The sequence below is a fragment of the Snuella sedimenti genome (assembly GCF_016428595.1).
In the GTDB taxonomy this organism is placed as follows: Bacteria; Bacteroidota; Bacteroidia; order Flavobacteriales; family Flavobacteriaceae; genus Snuella; species Snuella sedimenti.
The window spans coordinates 84,540-106,366 of record NZ_JAELVQ010000014.1; the positions used below are offsets into that span (position 1 = coordinate 84,540).

Here is a 21,827-nt window from a genome sequence, read left to right on the forward strand (position 1 = left end):
TTTATTTTAAACTACTATCGTTAGCATTGTATATCTTTTTATTGGAGACTAAATCATTAATTAATTCGGCAACTTCATAAAAATGTTTTAGTTTTTCTTCTGAAATATGACTTTTAACGGTATCATTAAATGTAAGTACTTTTTCCCTAGATTGGTCTCGTTTATCCCTACCAAAGTCGGTTAAATGGATTAGAACGCTACGGCCATCTTCTGGGTTTGGTTGCCGCTCAATCAAACCATTCTTTTCCATGGTCTTTAGTATTCTAGATAAGCTGGTAGCTTCCATGCCCATTTTTGGTCCTAAAGCTGTTGATGGTGTTCCTTTTTCTGGATCGATACTCAGCAGCGTAAACCCTGTGGCCATGGTACTATCAAACTTAGCAGCTTCCTCATTGTACATCTTTTGAACAGCAAGCCAAGTAGTTCTTAGTACGTAATCAATAGTCTTATCTTTCATAGTTTTATGTTGGCAAGTCAAATATATGAAAATATATTATGCATGCATAATATATTTTCAAAAATAATACATACTGCCACAAAAAAACCACCTCAGTAATAAAGGTGGTCTAAAGTATTATTTCAAATTAGAGTTTATTCCATTTTGCTATTAACAATACCAACAATGGCCCCGACTATAGCTGTAAGGATTATGGATAATCCAACATCTAATGCAAATAGTTGGAATGTTGCTTCAGTATTCATGGCCATATTAAAAAAATTAAAATATAAACCCAATAGAAGACCTAGTATGGCTCCGGCTTTGGCACCAGTTGCGGCTGTTGAAATTTGAGCCCAGTGTACAAAGATGTAACTGATTAATAATCCGAAAGTAAGTGATCCTAAAAATATAAGAACTAAGCTTTCAGTACTTTCCTCGGAGGGACCAGGGAAGTAGTCTTTAAAGAGCATACCGTACAAGAGCCAGCCAAGAAGAAACGAGGCTATACCTCCAATAATTCCGGAAACTAATAACTTTTTTGTTTTCATCTATTTGATTTTTAATTGGTTAATAAGTTAAAAATATTGAAAAAATGATGAAAACAACAATGAAATCGTGTTAAAGTGCAAGAATAAGCTTATAATTTCAATCGATCATTAAAATTAGTCAAAGGTTACTTATTGGAAAGGATTTCATTGAAAGTACCAATATCAACATAAAGCATAAGTCTTAATTTTCAACTAATTCCTGTAAATTTTTTCAACAAGATCAGCATAAATCTTTTTAATTACCTTTCGCTTCATTTTCATTGTTGGAGTTAAATGACCGGCTTCAATACTCCATATATCTGGAGTAATAGCAAACTTTTTAATTTGTTCCCATTTACCAAAACTTTTATTAGCTATATCTATTTCTTCTTGAATACGATCTAATAACTTAGGGTTGGTTATCATGTCTTCTTTAGATTTGAAAATTATGTTATGGCGCCTGCCCCATTCTTCAACAAAGTCAAAGCTAATTTGTATTAGGGCTGCAGGCATTTTTTCACCTTCGCCAATAACCATAATTTGTTCTATAAAGCGTGATTGTTTAAATTTATTTTCTATTAATGCTGGGGCAACATACTTTCCTCCAGAAGTTTTGAACATTTCTTTCTTTCGATCTGTAATTTTTAAGAAACCATCATCACATAATTCACCAATATCTCCGGTGTGAAAATAACCGTTGCTCATTACTTCGGCAGTTTTTTCAGGATCTTTGTAATAACCAATCATGACATTAGGACCTTTAACGAGAATTTCACCATCTTCAGCAATTTTAACCTCTACATTGTCTATTACTTTTCCAACGGTCCCTATTTTAAAACCAAAATCACGTTGATCGTTAACCGAAATTACAGGGGAGGTCTCTGTTAATCCATAACCCTCCATAATTGGTAGTTTAGCAGCAGCAAACACACGTGCCAACCTAGTTTGTAGAGGTGCACTTCCCGAAACCATAAGCTCTAAATTGCCTCCTAAACCTTCTTGCCACTTTTTAAAGATTAGTTTTCTGGCAATCTTTAATTGAAACTCATACCACCAGCCATTTTTTCCGTAAGGTTCATATTTAAGCCCCAAATCAATCGCCCAAAAGAAGAGCATTTTTTTTATACCACTTAGTTCCGATCCTTTAGCCACAATTTTATCGTAAACTTTTTCAAAAAGCCTAGGAACAGCTGTCATTACCATTGGTTTTACCTCTTTCAAGTTATCGCTCATTTTCTCGATGGATTCGGCAAAACAAATTTCTACACCACAATATTGGTATAAGTATAATACCATACGCTCAAACACATGACATACAGGTAGAAAACTTAATGCTTTGGATTTTCCATAATCAAAAGGTACACGTTTTTCACTATCTAAAACATTTGATACTAAATTATTATGGGATAGCATCACACCTTTAGGTCTTCCTGTTGTTCCCGAAGTGTATATTAAAGTTGCTAAATCATGCGGTTTTACACTTTCTTTTATTGCTTCGACGTCTTTTTGATTATCTGCATCTTTTCCTAAATTTAGGACTTCTTTCCAATTGCTTTCCCCTTCGATTTCATCAAACGTATATACATTTTTAAGTTTGGTATTACTTTTAATTGAATTTACTTTTTCTAGGACTTCGGTGTCGGAGACAAAACAATATACAGCTTCCGAGTGATTTATAATATACTCGTAATCTTCGGAAGCAATAGTAGGATATATGGGTACATTTTGCGCACCTATTTGAAGGATTCCAATATCAAGAATATTCCATTCGGTACGATTGTTTGTAGAAATAACAGCAATTTTATCGTTAGGTTGTACTCCCAAACGAAGTAATCCCCTGCTAATGGCATTAGCTTGATCTATATACTCTTTTGTTGAGATAGATCGCCATTCACCTTCATATTTTGTGGTCAGGGATTTTTGTAAATTATAGGTTTCCAGCTGGTAATACGGAATATCAAAAATTCGAGTAATGTTTGTCATTTCTATTTTTTAAAACGGATGATGCAAAGTATGAAATTAAATAGGATTTACAAATATGACATTAGAAATATAGTAAGTTAATAAAGGTTTTTTGAAAATTCCTACAGATGAAACGATCGATTTCACAAGCATGTAAAAAAGTGATAAAAGGTTAAAGTTTACATAGTTAAACACTTGTTTTCGATAAGATTTCATGATTTTTTTGTAAATTATATAGGTCTAAAGGCTACTTCCGAATTGTTCCCATTGTGTTAAGTTATTTAATGTAAAGTATATGATTTATGTCATGAAAATACTCCAATATTGAAGCTATTTTTACTCTACAACTTAAGGATGAAATATAAAATATAGATATTATGGAAATACTTGACAACGTAAAAAATCGGGTTTACAGGTTTGGAAACAAGATTGCCGATGGTAGCAGTAAAATGCGAAACCTCTTAGGTGGTAAAGGAGCTAATCTAGCCGAAATGAGTGCCATTGGTATTCCAGTGCCGCCTGGGTTTACTATTACAACAGAAGTGTGTACAGAATATAATTTATTGGGAAGAGATGCTGTTGTAGATTTGATTAAAGATGAGGTGGAAGATGCCATTACAACCATAGAATCCTTAATGGCTGCCAAATTTGGTGATAAAGACAATCCCTTACTAGTTTCTGTACGATCGGGAGCAAGAGTTTCCATGCCTGGAATGATGGATACAGTATTAAACTTGGGGATGAACGACGAAGTAGTGCTTGGGTTGGCTAAAAAAACCAATAATGAACAATTTGCATGGGATTCTTACCGTCGCTTTATTCAAATGTATGGCGGGGTGGTTTTAGGAATGAAACCAGAATCGAAAGACGATATCGATCCGTTTGAGGAAATTATGGAACACCTCAAAGAAAAAAGAGGAATTCAATTAGATACAGAATTCACAATTCAAGATCTAAAAGATCTTGTATATGATTTTAAGGATGCTGTTAAGAAACGAACTGGTCATGATTTCCCTACCAATCCGTGGGAACAACTATGGGGAGCTATTATGGCTGTTTTTAATAGTTGGAATGGCGACCGGGCCGTTTATTACAGAAACATGCATGGTTATCCTGCCGATTGGGGAACTGCAGTTAATGTACAGGCTATGGTTTATGGTAATATGGGAAATAATTCGGGAACAGGCGTGTGCTTTACCCGTGACGCCGGAACGGGAGAAAATAAATTTAACGGAGAATATTTAATCAATGCCCAAGGAGAAGATGTGGTTGCAGGGGTAAGAACCCCACAACAAATTACAAAAATAGGGTCGGAGCGTTGGGCCGAACTGGCAAAAATTGATGAAGTGGAACGTATAGCCAATTACCCTTCTTTAGAAGAGCTAATGCCTGATATTTTCGACGAACTTAATGGTTACCAACAAATACTTGAAAATCATTACCGTGATATGCAAGATATGGAATTTACCATTCAGGACGGAAAGCTTTGGATATTACAAACTAGAAACGGAAAACGCACAGGTGCAGCTATGGTTAAAATAGCTATGGACCTACTTAAAGAAGGTTTAATTACCGAACAAGAGGCCTTACTACAGATTGAACCTAATAAATTAGATGAACTTCTGCATCCTGTCTTTGATCCTTCTGCTCTAAAGCGGGCCAATGTTATAGCACAAGGTTTGCCAGCGTCACCAGGGGCAGCTACTGGTAAAATTGTATTCTTTGCTGACGAGGCTTCTAAGTATAAAAGTAGTATTTTAGTCCGTATAGAAACGTCTCCAGAAGACTTAGAAGGCATGAACATAGCCAAAGGAATTTTAACAGCTCGTGGTGGCATGACATCGCATGCTGCTGTTGTAGCACGTGGTATGGGAAAATGTTGTATTTCTGGTGCTGGAGCATTAAAGATTAACTACAAGACAAGAACACTTAAAGTGGGAGACCATGAATACCATGAAGGCGATTGGATTTCTTTAAACGGTTCAACAGGAAACATTATAGAAGGAAAAGTAGCAACCGTAGAGCCCGAATTAAGTGGTGAATTTGGAGAACTTATGGCTCTGTCGGATAAATATGCTATTATGAAGGTTAGAACGAATGCCGATACTCCTAAAGATGCTAGAATAGCTCGTAATTTTGGAGCAGATGGTATAGGTTTAACACGAACAGAACACATGTTCTTTGAATTAGATCGTATTAAAGCAATGCGGGAAATGATTTTAGCCGATACCTTAAAAGAAAGAAAACAAGCTTTAGAAGATTTACTACCAATGCAGCGAGCCGATTTTGAAGGCATTTTTGAGGCTATGGAAGGTAAATCGGTTACAATTCGTTTATTAGATCCCCCTTTACACGAATTTGTGCCACATCAATTGGCAACACAAAAAGAATTGGCAGCGCAAATGCACATCCCTTTACAGGCCGTTAAGAATAAAGTTGCCGAGTTGGAAGAGTTCAACCCTATGTTGGGACACAGGGGTTGTCGATTGGGTAATACGTACCCAGAAATTACCGAAATGCAAACACGTGCTATTATTGAAGCTGCTCTTAATTTAAAAGAGAGAGGTGTTATTTGCAAACCTGAAATCATGGTGCCTTTAATAGGAACAGTTAAAGAGTTTCTGTACCAAGAAGAGATAATCAGGAATACAGCCAAAGCAATATTTAAAGAGCGAAATGACTCTATAGCGTATTTAGTGGGGACTATGATTGAAATTCCCCGTGCAGCCTTAATGGCAGACCGCATTGCTGAACATGCCGATTTCTTCTCTTTTGGAACAAACGACCTGACTCAAATGACCTTTGGTTATTCACGTGATGATGCTAGTAAATTCTTGCCTGTATATATAGATAAAGGCATTTTACAAGTAGACCCATTTGAAGTATTGGATCAGGAAGGTGTTGGACAATTAATTAAAGTAGGAACAGAAAGAGGTCGTAGCACCAAACCCAACTTAAAAGTAGGTATTTGTGGTGAGCACGGAGGCGAGCCAAGTTCAGTTGAATTTTGTTATCGTACGGGTATGGATTATGTTAGTTGTTCACCATACAGAGTGCCTATTGCCCGATTGGTATCAGCACAGGCAGCAATTAAAACCAGTTTATAATTTAGTCATATATTTTAATGTTATTTGAAATAAAATTCCCGAAGTATAAGAGCATACTTCGGGAATTTTAGTTTTTAAGCTTATCGCTAAATAATTAATTCCAGTGTTCCTTAAAGATGTCTTGCATCAAAGGATAATTCTCATCAGTATCACCTAAAGCTTCCCGTTCCTGTTTTAAGGTTTCCTTCATTGTTTTAATGATTCCTTGATATTCGGGATCGTTGTATGCATTGTGGTTTTCCTTTGGGTCTTTGGTAAGATCATAGAACTCCCATGCCGGTGGGGAAGTCTCTTTAGAAGACCCTGTCATGTCTAATGATTGTCCGTAGAAAAATGCTAATTTGTATTTATCGTTCCGTACACCGAAATGACCCGGTCTAATAGGGTAGTGCTGCCAGTACCTGTAATAAGCTGCTGTTCTCCAATCTTTAGGGGTGTTTCCTTTTAGGTTCTCCCTAAAGCTTTTTCCTTGCATAGAACTTGGTTTTTCAATTCCTGCATAATCCGCAAATAAAGCAGGAAAATCAATGTTTAAAATAATATCATCAATACGTTGACCTCCATGAATTTCTTTTGGATATCTAATAACAAATGGCATACGTAGCGATTCGTCATATATTAAGCGTTTATCAAAAAAGCCATGTTCTCCTAAAAAGTAACCTTGATCGGCAGTATAAATTACTACAGTATTTTCTGCTTGACCAGAGGTTTCTAAATAATCTAGAAGTTTTCCTATGTTATCATCTATAGCTGCTCCTGATCGCAAAAAGTCTTTTACAAATTTTTGGTAGGTAGCCTTACGAGCTTCAATACTATCCATTTCATTTGTATAAAATGGTAATCCCGGATACTTACACCACCACTTATCCGGATCGTTAGATGCTTGTTCGTAGCGCCATGCCAGATTTTCAAGTTTTTGACCTACAAAGCTTCTTCCGGTTGTACTGGGCGAAAAATCATAAAGTGATTCTGGTTCAGGAAGGTCTTGATCCTTATAAAGGTCATTAAATCGTTCTGGATAATCAAAGGGTTCGTGTGTAGCCTTGAAATGAGTCATCAACAAAAACGGCTTTGTGGTATCTCTTTCCTTTAACCAATCCACAGAGAGGTCAGCAATAACATCTGTTGAAAAACCTTTGTGTACATCCCATTCTTCGGAAGGTTTATGGAAGTTTTCCCGAGTTCTCAATATTGGATCCCAATAGCGTCCTTGGTCGTGGAGTACATTATAATAATCGAATCCAGAAGGTTCCTTTTTTAAGTGCCATTTTCCAATGATAGCGGTTTGGTAACCATTATTACGCAATACTTTTGCTATGTTTAGGCTGTCTGGATTTAGGGCATCACTTAATGTATACACACCATTTTTATGACTGTACTGGCCTGTAAGAATCGTTGCTCTACTGGGAACACAAATGGAATTAGTACAAAAAGCATTGTTTAGAACAGCACCTTCAGTAGCGAGCCTAGAAATATTTTTATTTTGAGCATATTCTTTTAACGGGCCTCCGTAAATACCCCAAGCCTGTGAGGTATGGTCATCAGACAAGATAAAAAGGATATTAGGTTTTTTGGGAGTTGTCTCTTTTTTGGACGATGAGCAGCCAAAAAAACACAACAGAAGAAGGAAATAGAAAATACGTTTTAAATTGATACGGTCCATTTTTTTGTTGTTAAATTGTATGAGGCCTAAAAGTAATAGTTTAATGTTCAGTAAGCAAGAGCAATAATAAAAAAGTATTTATATTAAAAAACCCTGTCTAGAATAAGACAGGGTTGAGAAATATATTTGAAAACATTTTATTTTTTTCCAAAAAGCCCGCCTAACAAGCCCCCAATTCCACCTTTTTCTTTATTAGTTCCCAATACAATATTGGCAACATCGTCTACAACGCTTCCATCGCCGTCTGCATCAAGAATCGATTCCAAAAAGCTCTGTTCTTGCTGAGGTGAATTTCCTTTTAACAAGCCGCCTAACAAGCTTTCAACACCAGTAGGAGTATTTACCTGTTGTTTTTTCGCTTGACTTCCTAAAACTCCCATTAAAATAGGTGCAGCTATCTTTAATATTTGTGCAACCGTACTGGAATCAATACCAGCTTTCGTTCCTAAAACATTTTCCACATTTTGCTGTTTATTTCCTAATACGTGATTAAGGATTTTACCGCCATCGTTTATAACTGTATCGTTTACACCTCCACTAAATAAGCCATCAATGTTGTCTAAAATACTACCGTCGTGCTTACCGTTTATTGCATTCATTAAGCCTTCGGCACCATGTGGAGTTGAAGCATTACGTTTCATAGCAGCCATGAGGACAGGTAGTGCCATTGTTAATAGATTTTGGGTTTTATCTTGCGGCTGATTGGTTTGATTGGAAACACCATTAATTATTGTTTTTCCCAAGTCACTGTTCAGTAAATCTAATATTCCAGACATAGTTTTGTTTTTCTAGTTAAATACGTTTAAGCATGATAATATATAAAAAAAGTCCTAACATTTATAGTTAGGACTCAATTATACGTTTTTGGTCACAATTTAACTTGCTTATCCCAAAATATTAATTATTTGTTCGGCTAATTCGGTACCGATTCTATCTTGTGCTTCGTTGGTAGCTGCACCGGTATGCGGAGTTAACGATAATGAAGGATTCATTAATAACTGCATTTCTGGTTTTGGCTCATTTTCAAAAACATCAAGAGCAGCTCTAGATACTTTACCATTCTCGATTGCTTTTACAAGAGCCACTTCATTAATTACACCTCCACGGGCAGCATTGGCAAGTATAACACCATCTTTCATAATATTGAATTCGGCCTCATCAATAACATAATCCTTTTGTGCTGGCACATGTAAGGTAATAAAGTCTGCCTGTTTTAAAACGTCTTCTTTAGAAATGGTTTCAATTTCAAAGCTTACTTTTTGTCCATCAAAAAAGTCTAATTCTAAATTAACTTTTTCAATAAATGGGTCGAATGCAACCACTTTCATACCAGCCCCTAAAGCAACTTTGGCAGTAGCTTGGCCAATACGACCAAAACCTAAAACTCCTAATGTTTTTCCTTTTAATTCGGTTCCTTTAGCATACGCCTTCTTTAAACCTTTAAAATTGCTATCACCTTCCAAAGGCATGTCTCTATTCGAATTGTGCAAGAAACGAGCTAAACCGTAAAAGTGTCCGAATACCAATTCAGCAACCGAGTGTGACGATGCAGCAGGGGTGTTAATGACTTTAAGCCCTTTTCCTCTTGCATATTCTACATCAATATTATCCATACCAACACCACCACGACCAATTATCTTTAGGCTTGGGCAAGCATCGATAAGATCTTTACGTACAGTAGTAGCACTACGTACTAGTAGTACACTAATTTCGTTTTCGTTAATGTAATTTATTAATTGTTCTTGAGCAACGGTAGTGGTAATAACTTCAAAACCGCCTTTTTCCAGTGCTTCAATACCACTTTTAGAAATACCGTCGTTTGCTAATACTTTCATTCGTTTAAATTTTATTATGTTTTTAAGCTTTGCTTTCTAATTCACTCATTACTTCAACCAATACTTTTACACTATCTAGGCTTAAAGCATTGTACATTGAAGCTCTGTAGCCCCCGACACTTCGGTGTCCATTAAGACCATTAATTCCAGCTTCTTTAAGCATGGTTTCAAAAGTTTCTTTAAGGTTGTCGTTCTCTAAAGTAAAAGTTGCGTTCATTGTTGAGCGGTCTGCTTTGGAAGCAAACCCCTTAAACAATGGGTTTAAGTCTATTTCAGAATAAATTAAACTGGCTTTTTTATTGTTAATTTCTTCAATAGCCTTGATTCCGCCAAGGTTTTTTAGCCACTCCAAGGTTAACATTGATACATAAACAGGGAATACCGGAGGGGTGTTAAACATACTACCGCTACCGATGTGTTTTTTGTAATCCATCATTGATGGGATTTGACGTGATACTTTGCCTAAGATATCTTCCTTAACAACTACAAGTGTTGTACCTGCTGGACCCATGTTTTTTTGGGCTCCTGCATATATTAAATCGAATCGATAAAAATCTAACTCACGTGAAAATATATCACTACTCATATCGCATACCATAGGAATGTCGCATTTAGGAAACGACTTCAATTGGGTACCAAAAATAGTGTTGTTAGAAGTACAGTGAAAGTAATCTAAATCTGAAGAAATCTCAAACCCTTTAGGAATGTAATTAAAGTTAGCATCTTTAGAGGAGGCTACTTCTTGTACATCACCAAACAATTTGGCTTCCTGTAATGCTTTATTACTCCAAGTTCCTGTATTTAAATACCCCGCCTTATTTTCTAATAAATTATAGGCTACAGCTAAAAATTGTGTGCTCGCACCACCCTGTAAAAATAAAGCTTTGTATCCTTTGCCTTCCAAGCCAAGAAGTTCTAAAGCTAAAGCTCTTGCTTTTTCCATTACATCAACAAAAGGCTTGCTTCTGTGTGAAATTTCAATAAGCGATAAGCCGCTGTTGTCAAAATCGACAACAGCCTGTGAAGCTTTTAATAATACCTCTGGTGGTAAAATACATGGTCCTGCGCTAAAGTTGTGTTTTTTCATTTGTGTTGTTGAATTTAAAGATACAAAGTTGCTAATTAATTAGGTATTAAGCGTTGTAAATTCAATAATTTTTTTATTGAATTGATAATAAAAATTCAATAGAATCGATGCCATCTGCATAATCCCAAAGTTGGGGTTTTTGTGAACCTCCGAAGGGAATTTCATTTTCGGTGAATCCTTTTGCTACAATACATTGAATTTGTTGCTTTTCGTTGTTTAGCTTTTCCTTTAATTGAAAATGGGTGTCATAAAATTCATAAAAGACCGTTGCAATGGGTGAGGCATAACTACTATCTTCTTTAATCATTAAAAAACCATTTTCAAGCATGTCAAATTCACTCATTAGATAGACAGCCTTATTATAATCATAATTATTGGCATATTTTGCCTCTTCAATAATGGGGTGCCAGTGGTAAATAGCTTTAAAAAATGCATCAAAGTTGTAGTGCTTCGGAACAAACAGTTTAGATACATTTCTACATCCAAGACCATAGTACCTAAAAATGTCCTCAGATAGCTTTTTAAGATCCTCTTCAGATTCATTTCCAGTTAAAACAGCTACCGAATTTCTGCTATTCCTTATAATTGCAGGTTTGTTTTTAAAATAATATTCAAAATAACGTGCTGTATTATTGCTTCCTGTGGCAATAACAGCATCAAACCCTTTCATTTCTCCTTCAATGAAGGCTATACGTTCCTTAAAGTTAGGATTTATATATTCTAGGTATTTACTTAAATAAGGAAGCAATTGCTTGTCGTTGGAGGATTGCTTAACAAGCACATTATGACCGCTTATTAATACAGAAAGAAAATCATGAAAACCAACCAACGGAATGTTGCCGGCCATAATAACTGCAATGGTTTTAGGCGTAAGTTCATTTATTTGGTATGCGCTAAGCCATTTTTTTAAATTGGCTTCGGTAAGGGCTTCATGCCAACTTTTAATTGCATATGCCATGTTCTCCTGAGTAAACCAGCCGTTATGTTCTTTGGCTAATTTTAATTGATGCTTGAAGCCATCAAAGAATAAATCGTTGTGTTCAATATTATCTTTTTTTTGGATAACTTCATTAGAAAATTGACCTAAAAAATCTCCTAATTTTACAAAAGCATCAATTCTTTGTTGTAAATTCATTCTGTATTTGGTTATGAACGGTTTTGGCGTTATTTTTGCTTTGCAAAGTTAGAAAAATGAAGCAAACGATTTTTTTAAAATTACTTTTTGTTGGGTTGGTTTTAAAATAAATTTTTCAAAGTGTAATGCAACAGGTTGTTCACATTTTTTTAGTTTTGACAAAAACTATTTAACAAGAAACAAATGCTATGGCAATTATAATAACAGACGAGTGTATAAATTGTGGGGCTTGTGAGCCGGAATGTCCTAATACTGCTATATATGAAGGTGCAGACGATTGGCGCTATAAAGATGGTACCAGCTTAAACGGAAAAGTTGTTTTAACAAATGGTGCCGAAGTGGACGCCGATGAGCCTCAAGAACCTATAAGTGACGAAATTTACTACATTGTTCCAGATAAATGTACGGAGTGTAAAGGCTTTCATGATGAGCCACAATGTGCTGCAGTTTGTCCTGTAGATTGTTGTGTTCCCGATGAAGATCATGTGGAAACTGAGGAAGAACTGTTAGGAAAACAGCGTTTTATGCATCCTGAAGGTTAATAATTGAAATTTTAAATACTATTTAAATCCCAAGCTTTTGCTTGGGATTTGTTGTTTAAGGCCTATTCGGTCATCATAATAGAGCACGAAAGTCATGATAACTTCTGTTTAACTGATTAGTAATATAAATAATTCATATTTTTATGAGACTGTGATTTATAGCGAAGCTATTAGCTAAGTATCTAATAACCAACTAAAACTTTAACCGTGAAGAAAAACTATATTTATAAGTCTGTTTTGTTTATATTGATTTGGTTTTACGCAACTGGTCAAACCACAACAAATTTAAAAGCACCAAACATTTTATGCATACTTGTTGATGACTTGGGTTATGGCGATTTGTCCATTCAAGGAGCTACCGATATGCAAACACCCAATATAGATAACATAGCTCGTCAAGGGATTACTTTTACAAATTTTTATGCCAACAGTACGGTTTGTTCACCTAGTAGGGCGGCATTATTATCTGGCAAATATCCAGAGATGGTAGGTGTTCCTGGAGTTATAAGACAAGTTTCCAAGGATTCTTGGGGAAACCTTACAGATAATTCATTACTAATATCTGAAGTGTTAAAAAACAAAGGCTACCAAACGGCTATCATTGGAAAATGGCATTTGGGACTAGGAAATCCAGATACCCCAAACGATAAAGGTTTTGATCACTTTAAAGGTTTTTTGGGTGATATGATGGATGATTATTGGACACATCGGAGAGGCGGAATCAATTGGATGCGATACAATGAAAAAGAAATCGATCCAAAAGGACATGCAACCGACATTTTTACAAATTGGGCAATTGATTATTTGAATGAACATAAAGAAAATAGAGCACCCTTTTTCATGTACCTTGCTTACAATGCTCCTCATTTTCCAATTCAACCACCAAAAGAATGGTTGGAGAAAGTCATTGCCCGTGAGCCAAATATATCAGAAAAGAGAGCTAAAAACGTTGCCTTCATAGAACACCTGGATTTTAATATAGGAAGAGTTATGCAGTCTTTAAAAGAGACTGGTCTAGACGATAATACTTTGGTTGTATTTACGTCGGATAACGGAGGGGCGCTTTGGTATGCCCAAAGCAATGGCAAATTACGTGGGGGTAAGCAAGACATGTATGAGGGCGGAATTCGTGTTCCGACTTATTTTTACTGGAAAAACAAAATTGCTCCCAACACTAAAACCAGTAATTTTGCCATGCTCATGGATTTATTCCCAACATTTTGTGATGTAGCAGGAATTCAAACTTCTAAGAATGTTGATGGCATTAGTATACTTCCTATATTATTGGGTAGAGTCCAAAAAACGGATAACCGATATGTCTACTGGGTAAGGAGAGAAGGCGGAAAATATGGTGGGCAGGCTTATTATGCAGCGCGGTATAAGGATTTTAAAATAGTACAAAATACCCCCTACGAACCTATTCAACTTTTTAATCTTAAAAATGATGAATATGAAACGCAGCCATTAAATACATCAGGGGTAGAAGTTTATAACGAATTAAGATCCCAACTACAGGATCATATAAGAAAAACAGGTAGGGTTCCCTGGCAGTAATACTAATTCAATTCCAAGTTTACCCACATAACATGTATCTTTTTGTACTATGCAAAAATCAATCATTTTCTTTCAATCAAATTTAAAATCGAATGGGTATAAAAATAGCTCTGTGCGCATTTTAACAAATGATATATAGTTACATTTGTGTTTAAAAATACGATATTTGCTTTTTGACTAACTATCATAAATAAATAAAATTAAGATTATGGCAATGAATAAAAATACGGTGTTAGCTTGGGCCACCTGGATAATGATATTTGTAGGGCTCGCTTTAATTGCTCTGGGAGCATTTAGGTACGACGAAGTAGCAGGATGGGGATTTGCAGCAGTAGGTTTTGGCTTTTTCGCTAACGCATGGGTGTTTAATGCTTTAAAAGGACGCGTATAAAGGCAACTACTATTTAATTGACAACAAAGACTGAATAGCAATAAAAGTTATACAATAAAATGAGTGACGATAAAAAAGTGATTTTTTCGATGTCTGGATTAACCAAGACATTTCAAGGTGCCAACACACCTGTATTGAAGAATATTTATTTAAGTTTTTTTTACGGTGCTAAAATTGGGATTTTAGGACTTAATGGTTCAGGTAAATCGACCTTGCTTAAAATTATAGCGGGTGTTGATAAAAATTATCAAGGGGATGTGGTATTTCTTCAAGATTACTCCGTTGGCTATCTGGAACAAGAACCCAAACTGGATGAAAACAAAACCGTATTGGAAGTTGTAAAGGAAGGTGCAGCCGAAACAGTTGCCATTCTGGATGAATACAATAAAATAAACGATATGTTTGGCTTAGAAGAAGTCTATAGCGATCCAGATAAAATGGAAAAGCTTATGAACAGACAGGCCGAACTTCAAGATCAGATAGATGCAGCCAATGCTTGGGAACTAGACACTAAACTGGAGATAGCAATGGATGCATTACGAACCCCTGAAGGTGATAAAAAGATTGGTGTACTTTCCGGAGGAGAACGTCGTCGTGTTGCACTATGTCGTTTGTTGTTGCAAGAACCGGACGTATTATTGTTGGATGAGCCAACCAACCACTTGGATGCAGAGTCGGTACATTGGTTAGAGCATCATTTAGCACAGTATAAAGGAACTGTAATTGCAGTAACCCATGATAGGTACTTTTTAGATAATGTAGCAGGTTGGATTTTAGAGTTGGATAGGGGGGAAGGTATTCCATGGAAGGGCAACTATTCCTCATGGCTAGATCAGAAATCAAAGCGTATGGCTCAGGAAGGAAAAGCAGCTTCCAAACGTCAAAAGACCTTGGAACGCGAATTGGAATGGGTGCGTCAAGGTGCTAAAGGACGTCAAACAAAACAAAAAGCACGTTTAAAGAATTACGATAAATTGTTAAGTCAGGATCAAAAGCAGTTGGATGAAAAACTGGAAATATACATTCCTAATGGCCCACGTTTAGGCACCAATGTTATTGAAGCTATAGGTGTTAGCAAGGCTTATGGTGACAAGCTGTTATATGAAGATTTAAATTTTAGTTTACCACAAGCAGGTATTGTTGGGGTTATTGGTCCTAATGGCGCAGGGAAAACTACTATTTTTAGAATGATTATGGGAGAGGAGACACCCGACAAAGGTGAATTTAATGTAGGTGATACAGCTAAAATTGCCTATGTAGACCAGAGCCACTCCAATATTGATCCGGAAAAGACCATTTGGCAAAATTTTAGTGACGAACAAGAGTTGGTAATGATGGGAGGAAAGCAGGTAAATTCAAGAGCCTATTTAAGTCGTTTTAACTTTAGTGGCAGCGAACAAAATAAAAAAGTTAATTTACTGTCTGGGGGAGAGCGTAATAGACTCCACTTAGCCATGACGCTTAAAGAAGAAGGTAACGTGCTGCTTTTAGATGAGCCAACGAACGACCTAGACGTTAATACATTGCGAGCACTGGAAGAAGGTTTAGAGAATTTTGCAGGCTGTGCCGTGGTAATCTCTCATGACAGGTGGTTTTTAGACAGAATATGTACTCATATACTAGCTTTTGAAGGCGACAGTCAAGTATACTTCTTTGAAGGTAGTTTTTCGGATTACGAAGAAAACAAAAAGAAACGCCTTGGTGGTGACTTAATGCCAAAACGAATTAAGTATAAAAAATTAGTACGATAAAAATAATATCCTGAGACGCCTGCTAATTTAGTGGGCGTTTTAATTATTGTCATACATATGGCCTTCGGTAAAGTCCTTGTACGTTTTGTTATCTTCTTCAGATTGTAACGTGTTAATGTTGTTTAAACGCTCATTCTCTTTTTTAAGCTTGTACGACTTTCTAACACCAAGAATTAATAAAATCAAGAAAAAAACAACCACTATAGACAGTACGGTAACAATTTCATTTTGTGTTACCAAAGGAATTATTAATGAAATAAAAAGTTTGAGAATGAAAAGCATAGGTTGTTCATTTTGGGTAAATACTACCCCAAAGATATCATTTTTTATTCACTAAGCAACTAAAAATGCTATGACAACTTGCCATTTAATAAAAAGACAACTGCTATTTAAAATAATGATACTGTTAAACTTACACTGTTTTAAGCTAACAAATTAATGGTTTAAAAGTACTTTTCATGTTTTTAACACTTGTATTCACTTCATTACTAAGGTGTAAGTAAAGCTTTATGGAAATATTTCGTAAAGCTGTAACATTTCATTAGTTTTATGTACAAATAATTAAAGCAATATTAATTTATACGTTGAAGAACTTTAAATTTTTTGAATTTGTGCCAAGATGAAAGCTTTTTCTAGCCTCGTAGCAGGCTTAAGCGATAATATGAAAACAAAATAATAATGCGAAAATGGCGATTTTCAACCAATTTCTAGAAGTTTAAATCACTTCATTGATAATTTTTAGCGAAATTGCTTAACGAACATATTTTATTCAACTTAAAACCACAAAGAAATGTCAGATGATTTTGATTTATTGGAAACAAGTTCTAACGAAAAAACTGAAAAAGTAGATGTCAATTGGGGTAAGGCCATTGATACTATGAAGTCTAAATTGTCTCAAGAGGACGATCCCGAAGTAAGACAAAAAATATTGAATGCGACACTAGATGATGTGGTACACATGGCAGAGAAGGACAGAACAACCCTTTTGGATGCTATTAAGGATCTAACCGACTACCAAGAAGAAGTGGGCATTATTTTTGAAAAGTTTTCCTCACTCAACGCAACAGAACAAAAGGTAATTGATGATGCCCAAAAAGCTTTGGAGCGTGCAAGAATAGAATTAGAGGATGCCGAAAATAAACCAGACACTTGGTGGAATAACCTTTGGGGCAGAAAAAGCAAAATCAAAAATGCCCAAGAAGCGTTAAAAGAAACCGAAAAAGTAAGAGCCGCTGCCGATAACAAGGCCAAAGCTATGTTTCAAGAGCGTATTGAAAAAGCTGATATACAAACACTTTTAAGTGAATTGTCATATAAAAGTCAAGCAGCCGTTAGCCGCTTAAAGGATCGAGAAGTAGAAATTAAAGAGGTTGAAGACAAGCTACAAGATGCCATCGTTGAAGCGACCAAAAACCACACAAAGGCTTTAGAGAAGAAAAAAGAAGTAGAGGACAAGTTAGAGGAACAGTATGCCCTTTTAAAACAAGCACGTCAAGAACTGGAAGATATAGCCGATAAGCAATCCGCCGAATACGCTCAAGCCGTAGGCAAAGTAACAGCTTTGGAGCAAAAAGTAGAAGAACTTGAAGGACTAAAAAATGCCTATACCACATTAGCAGCCAGTAAGGATAGTTTTGTACACAAACATAACTTAACCATTAAGGTACTTACATCGCTACGTAGCAATTTGCAAACACACCGTGCCAAGCTAAAGAGTGATACAGAAGAACGTCTTAAATACTACGATGGCTATGTAGTTGCCTTAAAAGCACGTACAGACCAAGAATTTGCTGCCATCTTAGAGCATTTAGGCGTTAAAACCGATGAGCACATTGGAGAGACCTTAGCCTCTATGCATACTGCTAGTGCCAAGGCCCGTCAAGAAATGATGGATAACATACCCGTTCATGAAAAAGTAATGCAAGGCGTTTACAGTAGCTATGCTGAGGCCTTACAGGAAATTCGCGCTAAGGACAATGATATCCAAAAGAACTTTGCCGAGCGTTACGGTATCGATATGAAAGAGATTTTTGAAGATTACTATAAGGCAGACCCCAATAAGGCTGCTGATGGGGCTACCCCAGAAGAAAAACCAAAGTCTGATACTAGTGAAGAAGACTTATTAAGCTAAAATTTAGTTAGGCTTATTACTGTTTTAAATATATTACATGTCTGTAAACCACATAGCAACACCATTAGATTCTGCAATTCTTGATTCCAAGGAGCATTATGTGTTTTATCATAAAATGGTGGATTTTGCATTTAAAGAACTTATTGTTGCCGTTCAACAGCAAGGACTTTGCAATACCATTGAAGTAAATTTGTTTAAACAATATTGTGACTTGCTGCTATATTCCATCGAGGCCATGCGTATTAAGTATATGTATGATGATGAAGACAATATGAAAGTGGATTTAACGCACTCTGGATTTCCGAACTATCTAGAATTTAGGTATCTGTTTAACGATTTGGAATTGCGGGATGAATACATAGGGAAATTAACAAGTATAGAATCCTTGAAAGAAGAATTCCTAAATACCCTAATGCATAAAAAGCAGCCAATTAAAAAGAATAGATTATTTCAGGCAGCTTCTATAGTATACTATTCTTCAGTAAAGAAAGAATACATATTTAATCGCTTTGTACAAGGAAAAGTTGTATCCGCTCCTAAAGGTTCCAAAGCCGATTTGTTAGTAAGCTGGAGTTTTTTTGATGTATCGCTTAACCGCCCCTTCATATGCTTTATGTACTTCGATTATGACGGTACGCGCATTAATGATTATAAAGACACTATTTACGAAGTCTTAAAAGCAACAGCCGATAGGGATATGGCCTTAGACACGATGGGGTATACGATTGACAGGAAACTTCCCAAAGTATCACCAAAATATATAAAACGTATTGATCTAGGACCTTTACACAATGTGTTTGCAAAAGATGAGAATGTTATAACCCATGCTATTTTAGAAGGAATAGGTAAAAAGGACATTGCACTAGAATCGTATGCCATTTCTTTAAAAATGGATGAAGTTACTTCAGGCAGTGAATTTAAGGAAGGTAGTTTTTTCACCAAACAAACCTTGCAAAAGTGGAATGAAGTAATTAAACAACGTTATGTGTTTGCTCCGCACCGTATCATACAACTTTTGTATAATAAGACACCTGACATGCTTAATAAATTAGCTAAAGCACCTATTGAAATAAGCAGCATTGAAAATTGATTAAAAAGAGAACAGTCACACTCTCAGCATACAGAACTCCTAGCTACGGCTATGATTGAAAACAAAAACAAATGGAACACAACTCAACATTTCCTATAAAACAAACCGAACTGGACATGCTTCGCGACGAAGCCGCTTCTTATTTAAAAAGTATACAATGGGAGCAAGGACAGCGCGCAAAGAGCAGGGATAAAAACGCAAAAGACGAATCTATTTTGCTGTATTTGTCACGCGCTAATAATGGTACTAACACTACTGAAGTTACCTCGGTATCTAAAACCATATTAGCTTTAAAAAAGCGATTGTTGCCAGATTCAATTGCCATTCCTGTCTATTTAAATCAAACCTTATATGCCGTCCAGGAAGGATTAACCCTAGGAATCTGGATTAAGGACAGCTATTACGATGCTTCAGGTTTATCCAGTTTAAACGAAAACAAAACTGCTTTAGATGCTGATGGCAAACGGGAATTTGAAAGTAAAATGCATACAGCCACCGCTTTTATGTTATTCGCTTCGGCTTATAAAATTTTACATGATTTAAAACCCCATGCATCCGATGACCTAAGCGTTATGAAACAAAAGTTTGCAGGCATTCCAGAAGTGTCCTTCATGTCCCCATTAAAAGGGATAGCCTGTAGCTTGTTTTACTATGATAAGTATTTGGGGCATCCAGAGATCATTAAGTCAGACAAGGATGTTATCGATTTTACGGTCGTATACTTTGAAGCATTGATCGATGAAATCCAGCTTCGTAAAAGTACTTTAGAATACACCGAAACTATTGAAGACAGAACTTATAAACTGGAGAAATCGGAATTTGCCATTTCGGGTTGGAACAATGTGTTTGCCGGGGCTGCCAAAAGTGTCGAGTTTAATAAAATTAAGTTTGAGCAGATTGTAGGGAATCGCGATGCCAAGCATTTTGCGCGTAGGTTAACCGAACGTATGTTGAGCTACGATTTTATTGCAAAAAAGAATCCGTTTCAGGAATTGGGAGGCTTTATGCCTGTTTTTATGGGCTATGGTATTCCCGGAACCGGAAAAAGTATGTTAATAGCAGCTATCGCAACCCGACTAAAAGAGCACTGCGATACCTTGGATATTCCATTTTTGTTCCATCCCATGCCCGATACCCTTATTAGTACTTTTCAGGGAGGATCGGCAGAAAAAATGGTGGAGTGGATGAAACCCTTACAAGATCCAACAAAATTAATATTTGCGCCTATTGACGATGCCGAGAACAATCTACAAGAACGTACAGCCCAAGGCGTTTCTGCAGGTGTTAAAGAAGTAATTGGCGTGTTTTTAAGATATACCGAAGGTGCTTATGCTGTTAATTATGGTAATAGCTCTATTGGCTTATTTACCAACCTTCCAGAAATGCTGGATAAAGCGGTCATTTCTCGTGTGCAAGGTCGATTTAAAATCGATGGCGCGCGAACAGCAAACGATTTTTTGGATCAGGACTATTTATGGTGGCGTAAATTGGACGATACCATGTCCGATTTTGTGAACATGCAAGATCCTGAAAATTACAGCTACTTGCAAGATCAAGGACTTGCTAAAAATATGGGAGACATCCTGAGCATATCAGATAAACCAATCGAAGCACGTGTTCAAGATATATATGATAGGGTTGAAAAACAGTTTAAAACAAACCAACACCTATTTTATGCCAACCTTTATAAAGATATACAGGAAATCTTTCCGTTCTTTTCATCTCGTGATGTCCGTAATATTCAAAGTGCGGTATCATTGCGCCTAACCGACTTCGATTTGGAAGAAGATTGGTTTGAAAACCCTGAGATCTATTTTAAACAAGATTACGATACAAAATTCAATATGCTTCAAGAGTTAATGCGTACTAACATGAAAGGTCTGGACTTTTCTGAAATAAGACGTCAGGAAGTTGTTCGCTATTTGGATAATGTGGCAACCATTGCCGATACTGACTTTAAGCGTAAGGTAGAACAACGTATTAACCAGTTGAATATTGAAACAGCAGCAAGAAATACATTTGAACATGGCAACCGAACCTATTAAAAATATAAAATCAAAGGTTTTATCACACTTTTGGGGAAAATTAGAACGTATTGATTACGATTTTAGATTCAAGAACAATACTTGGAAACGATTATCCCGAGAAGTTTATGGTAAAAGCGACGGTGTAGCAGTCTTACTTTACAACCCCGAAACAAAATCGGTCATTCTTTCAAAGCAATTTAGAATGCCAGCTTATATCGCCGATCCACGATCTGGGTTTTCAATAGAAGTGTGTGGTGGCGCCATAGACCCTGATGAATCCCCTGAAACAGCTGTAAAAAGAGAGGCCAGGGAAGAGATAGGGTATCAGGTTTCAAATTTAAAGTCAGTTGGGACTGTATTTTTATCACCCGGTATTGTTAAGGAACGGGTACACCTTTTTGTTTGTTCCTATAAGAATTCCGATCGCATTGATACTGGAGGGGGAGTAGATGCTGAAGACGAAGAGATAGAAGTGTTGGAAATGCCTTTTAAACAAGCCGTGGAAATGATACCAACCGGCGAAATAAATGATGCCCGAACGATCATGCTGCTGCAATACGCACAAATCCATAAGTTATTGGAATAA

General features: G+C 36.3%; 18 protein-coding genes. 9 read left to right on the forward strand and 9 right to left on the reverse strand.

Going from position 1 to position 21,827, the window contains the following annotated elements; genetic code table 11:
• Position 1: 1 nt before the first annotated feature.
• From JF259_RS11520 to JF259_RS11530, 3 genes are all read right to left on the reverse strand, one after another.
• The gene (locus tag JF259_RS11520; RefSeq protein ID WP_199115479.1) at positions 2-457 is read right to left on the reverse strand and encodes a MarR family winged helix-turn-helix transcriptional regulator; all 456 of its coding nucleotides are present in this window, start codon (positions 455-457) and stop codon (positions 2-4) included.
• Positions 458-591: 134 nt separating this feature from the next.
• Entirely contained in the window at positions 592-987 is a 396-nt protein-coding gene (locus JF259_RS11525; RefSeq protein ID WP_199115480.1) for a DUF1761 family protein, read from the reverse strand.
• Between the two features lie 192 nt (positions 988-1,179).
• A complete protein-coding gene (locus tag JF259_RS11530; protein ID WP_199115481.1) occupies positions 1,180-2,949 on the reverse strand; it encodes an AMP-dependent synthetase/ligase in 1,770 nt (589 codons plus the stop codon).
• Between the two features lie 356 nt (positions 2,950-3,305).
• Between JF259_RS11530 and ppdK the strand changes: the two genes are divergently transcribed.
• A complete protein-coding gene (ppdK, locus tag JF259_RS11535; protein WP_199115482.1) occupies positions 3,306-6,035 on the forward strand; it encodes a pyruvate, phosphate dikinase in 2,730 nt (909 codons plus the stop codon).
• Between the two features lie 94 nt (positions 6,036-6,129).
• On the opposite strand, the gene JF259_RS11540 is transcribed toward ppdK, so the two are convergent.
• From JF259_RS11540 to JF259_RS11560, 5 genes are all read right to left on the reverse strand, one after another.
• A complete protein-coding gene (locus tag JF259_RS11540) occupies positions 6,130-7,698 on the reverse strand; it encodes a sulfatase family protein (protein WP_199115483.1) in 1,569 nt (522 codons plus the stop codon).
• Between the two features lie 137 nt (positions 7,699-7,835).
• Positions 7,836-8,474 carry a DUF937 domain-containing protein gene (locus JF259_RS11545; protein ID WP_199115484.1) on the reverse strand — a complete coding sequence of 213 codons (639 nt, stop codon included), beginning with the start codon at positions 8,472-8,474 and terminating at the stop codon, positions 7,836-7,838.
• Positions 8,475-8,582: 108 nt separating this feature from the next.
• A complete protein-coding gene (locus JF259_RS11550) occupies positions 8,583-9,533 on the reverse strand; it encodes a D-2-hydroxyacid dehydrogenase (RefSeq protein ID WP_199115485.1) in 951 nt (316 codons plus the stop codon).
• A gap of 22 nt (positions 9,534-9,555) precedes the next feature.
• Entirely contained in the window at positions 9,556-10,620 is a 1,065-nt protein-coding gene (gene serC / locus JF259_RS11555; RefSeq protein WP_199115486.1) for a 3-phosphoserine/phosphohydroxythreonine transaminase, read from the reverse strand.
• A gap of 73 nt (positions 10,621-10,693) precedes the next feature.
• The gene (locus JF259_RS11560) at positions 10,694-11,755 is read right to left on the reverse strand and encodes an acyl-CoA reductase (protein ID WP_199115487.1); all 1,062 of its coding nucleotides are present in this window, start codon (positions 11,753-11,755) and stop codon (positions 10,694-10,696) included.
• Between the two features lie 188 nt (positions 11,756-11,943).
• Here JF259_RS11560 and JF259_RS11565 point away from each other — a divergent pair, with 188 nt between their 5' ends.
• The 4 genes from JF259_RS11565 (at position 11,944) to ettA (ending at position 15,993) form a co-directional block, all read left to right on the forward strand.
• Positions 11,944-12,297 carry a 4Fe-4S dicluster domain-containing protein gene (locus JF259_RS11565; protein ID WP_199115488.1) on the forward strand — a complete coding sequence of 118 codons (354 nt, stop codon included), beginning with the start codon at positions 11,944-11,946 and terminating at the stop codon, positions 12,295-12,297.
• Between the two features lie 207 nt (positions 12,298-12,504).
• Positions 12,505-13,851: a sulfatase family protein gene (locus tag JF259_RS11570; RefSeq protein ID WP_199115489.1), complete on the forward strand. Its 1,347-nt coding sequence runs from the start codon at positions 12,505-12,507 to the stop codon at positions 13,849-13,851.
• Between the two features lie 208 nt (positions 13,852-14,059).
• The gene (locus JF259_RS11575) at positions 14,060-14,242 is read left to right on the forward strand and encodes a CAL67264 family membrane protein (RefSeq protein WP_199115490.1); all 183 of its coding nucleotides are present in this window, start codon (positions 14,060-14,062) and stop codon (positions 14,240-14,242) included.
• Positions 14,243-14,301: 59 nt separating this feature from the next.
• Complete coding sequence (ettA, locus tag JF259_RS11580) at positions 14,302-15,993, forward strand: energy-dependent translational throttle protein EttA (RefSeq protein ID WP_199115491.1); 1,692 nt, start codon at positions 14,302-14,304, stop codon at positions 15,991-15,993.
• 39 nt (positions 15,994-16,032) lie between these two features.
• Here ettA and JF259_RS11585 read toward each other — a convergent pair whose 3' ends face one another.
• Positions 16,033-16,275 (reverse strand): hypothetical protein, encoded by a 243-nt coding sequence (locus JF259_RS11585; RefSeq protein ID WP_199115492.1) that lies wholly within the window; start codon positions 16,273-16,275, stop codon positions 16,033-16,035.
• A gap of 508 nt (positions 16,276-16,783) precedes the next feature.
• On the opposite strand from JF259_RS11585, the gene JF259_RS11590 reads away from it, so the two are divergent.
• From JF259_RS11590 to JF259_RS11605, 4 genes are all read left to right on the forward strand, one after another.
• On the forward strand, positions 16,784-18,124 hold the full coding sequence (locus JF259_RS11590; RefSeq protein WP_199115493.1) for a microtubule-binding protein: 1,341 nt from the start codon (positions 16,784-16,786) through the stop codon (positions 18,122-18,124).
• 37 nt (positions 18,125-18,161) lie between these two features.
• Positions 18,162-19,214: a hypothetical protein gene (locus JF259_RS11595; protein WP_199115494.1), complete on the forward strand. Its 1,053-nt coding sequence runs from the start codon at positions 18,162-18,164 to the stop codon at positions 19,212-19,214.
• Between the two features lie 71 nt (positions 19,215-19,285).
• Entirely contained in the window at positions 19,286-21,259 is a 1,974-nt protein-coding gene (locus JF259_RS11600; protein ID WP_199115495.1) for an AAA family ATPase, read from the forward strand.
• The gene (locus JF259_RS11605; protein ID WP_199115496.1) at positions 21,240-21,827 is read left to right on the forward strand and encodes an NUDIX domain-containing protein; all 588 of its coding nucleotides are present in this window, start codon (positions 21,240-21,242) and stop codon (positions 21,825-21,827) included. The genes JF259_RS11600 and JF259_RS11605 overlap by 20 nt, the downstream gene beginning before the upstream one ends.

Bases quoted from the DNA above. Each gene is read 5' to 3' on its own strand.
- ppdK (WP_199115482.1), top strand. From the start codon at position 3,306: ATGGAAATACTTGACAACGTAAAAAATCGGGTTTACAGGTTTGGAAAC.
- JF259_RS11520 (WP_199115479.1), bottom strand. From the start codon at position 457: ATGAAAGATAAGACTATTGATTACGTACTAAGAACTACTTGGCTTGCT.
- serC (WP_199115486.1), bottom strand. From the start codon at position 10,620: ATGAAAAAACACAACTTTAGCGCAGGACCATGTATTTTACCACCAGAG.
- JF259_RS11590 (WP_199115493.1), top strand. From the start codon at position 16,784: ATGTCAGATGATTTTGATTTATTGGAAACAAGTTCTAACGAAAAAACT.
- JF259_RS11560 (WP_199115487.1), bottom strand. From the start codon at position 11,755: ATGAATTTACAACAAAGAATTGATGCTTTTGTAAAATTAGGAGATTTT.
- JF259_RS11550 (WP_199115485.1), bottom strand. From the start codon at position 9,533: ATGAAAGTATTAGCAAACGACGGTATTTCTAAAAGTGGTATTGAAGCA.
- JF259_RS11545 (WP_199115484.1), bottom strand. From the start codon at position 8,474: ATGTCTGGAATATTAGATTTACTGAACAGTGACTTGGGAAAAACAATA.
- JF259_RS11530 (WP_199115481.1), bottom strand. From the start codon at position 2,949: ATGACAAACATTACTCGAATTTTTGATATTCCGTATTACCAGCTGGAA.
- JF259_RS11600 (WP_199115495.1), top strand. From the start codon at position 19,286: ATGGAACACAACTCAACATTTCCTATAAAACAAACCGAACTGGACATG.
- JF259_RS11595 (WP_199115494.1), top strand. From the start codon at position 18,162: ATGTCTGTAAACCACATAGCAACACCATTAGATTCTGCAATTCTTGAT.
- JF259_RS11575 (WP_199115490.1), top strand. From the start codon at position 14,060: ATGGCAATGAATAAAAATACGGTGTTAGCTTGGGCCACCTGGATAATG.
- JF259_RS11605 (WP_199115496.1), top strand. From the start codon at position 21,240: ATGGCAACCGAACCTATTAAAAATATAAAATCAAAGGTTTTATCACAC.
- ettA (WP_199115491.1), top strand. From the start codon at position 14,302: ATGAGTGACGATAAAAAAGTGATTTTTTCGATGTCTGGATTAACCAAG.
- JF259_RS11525 (WP_199115480.1), bottom strand. From the start codon at position 987: ATGAAAACAAAAAAGTTATTAGTTTCCGGAATTATTGGAGGTATAGCC.
- JF259_RS11585 (WP_199115492.1), bottom strand. From the start codon at position 16,275: ATGCTTTTCATTCTCAAACTTTTTATTTCATTAATAATTCCTTTGGTA.
- JF259_RS11565 (WP_199115488.1), top strand. From the start codon at position 11,944: ATGGCAATTATAATAACAGACGAGTGTATAAATTGTGGGGCTTGTGAG.
- JF259_RS11540 (WP_199115483.1), bottom strand. From the start codon at position 7,698: ATGGACCGTATCAATTTAAAACGTATTTTCTATTTCCTTCTTCTGTTG.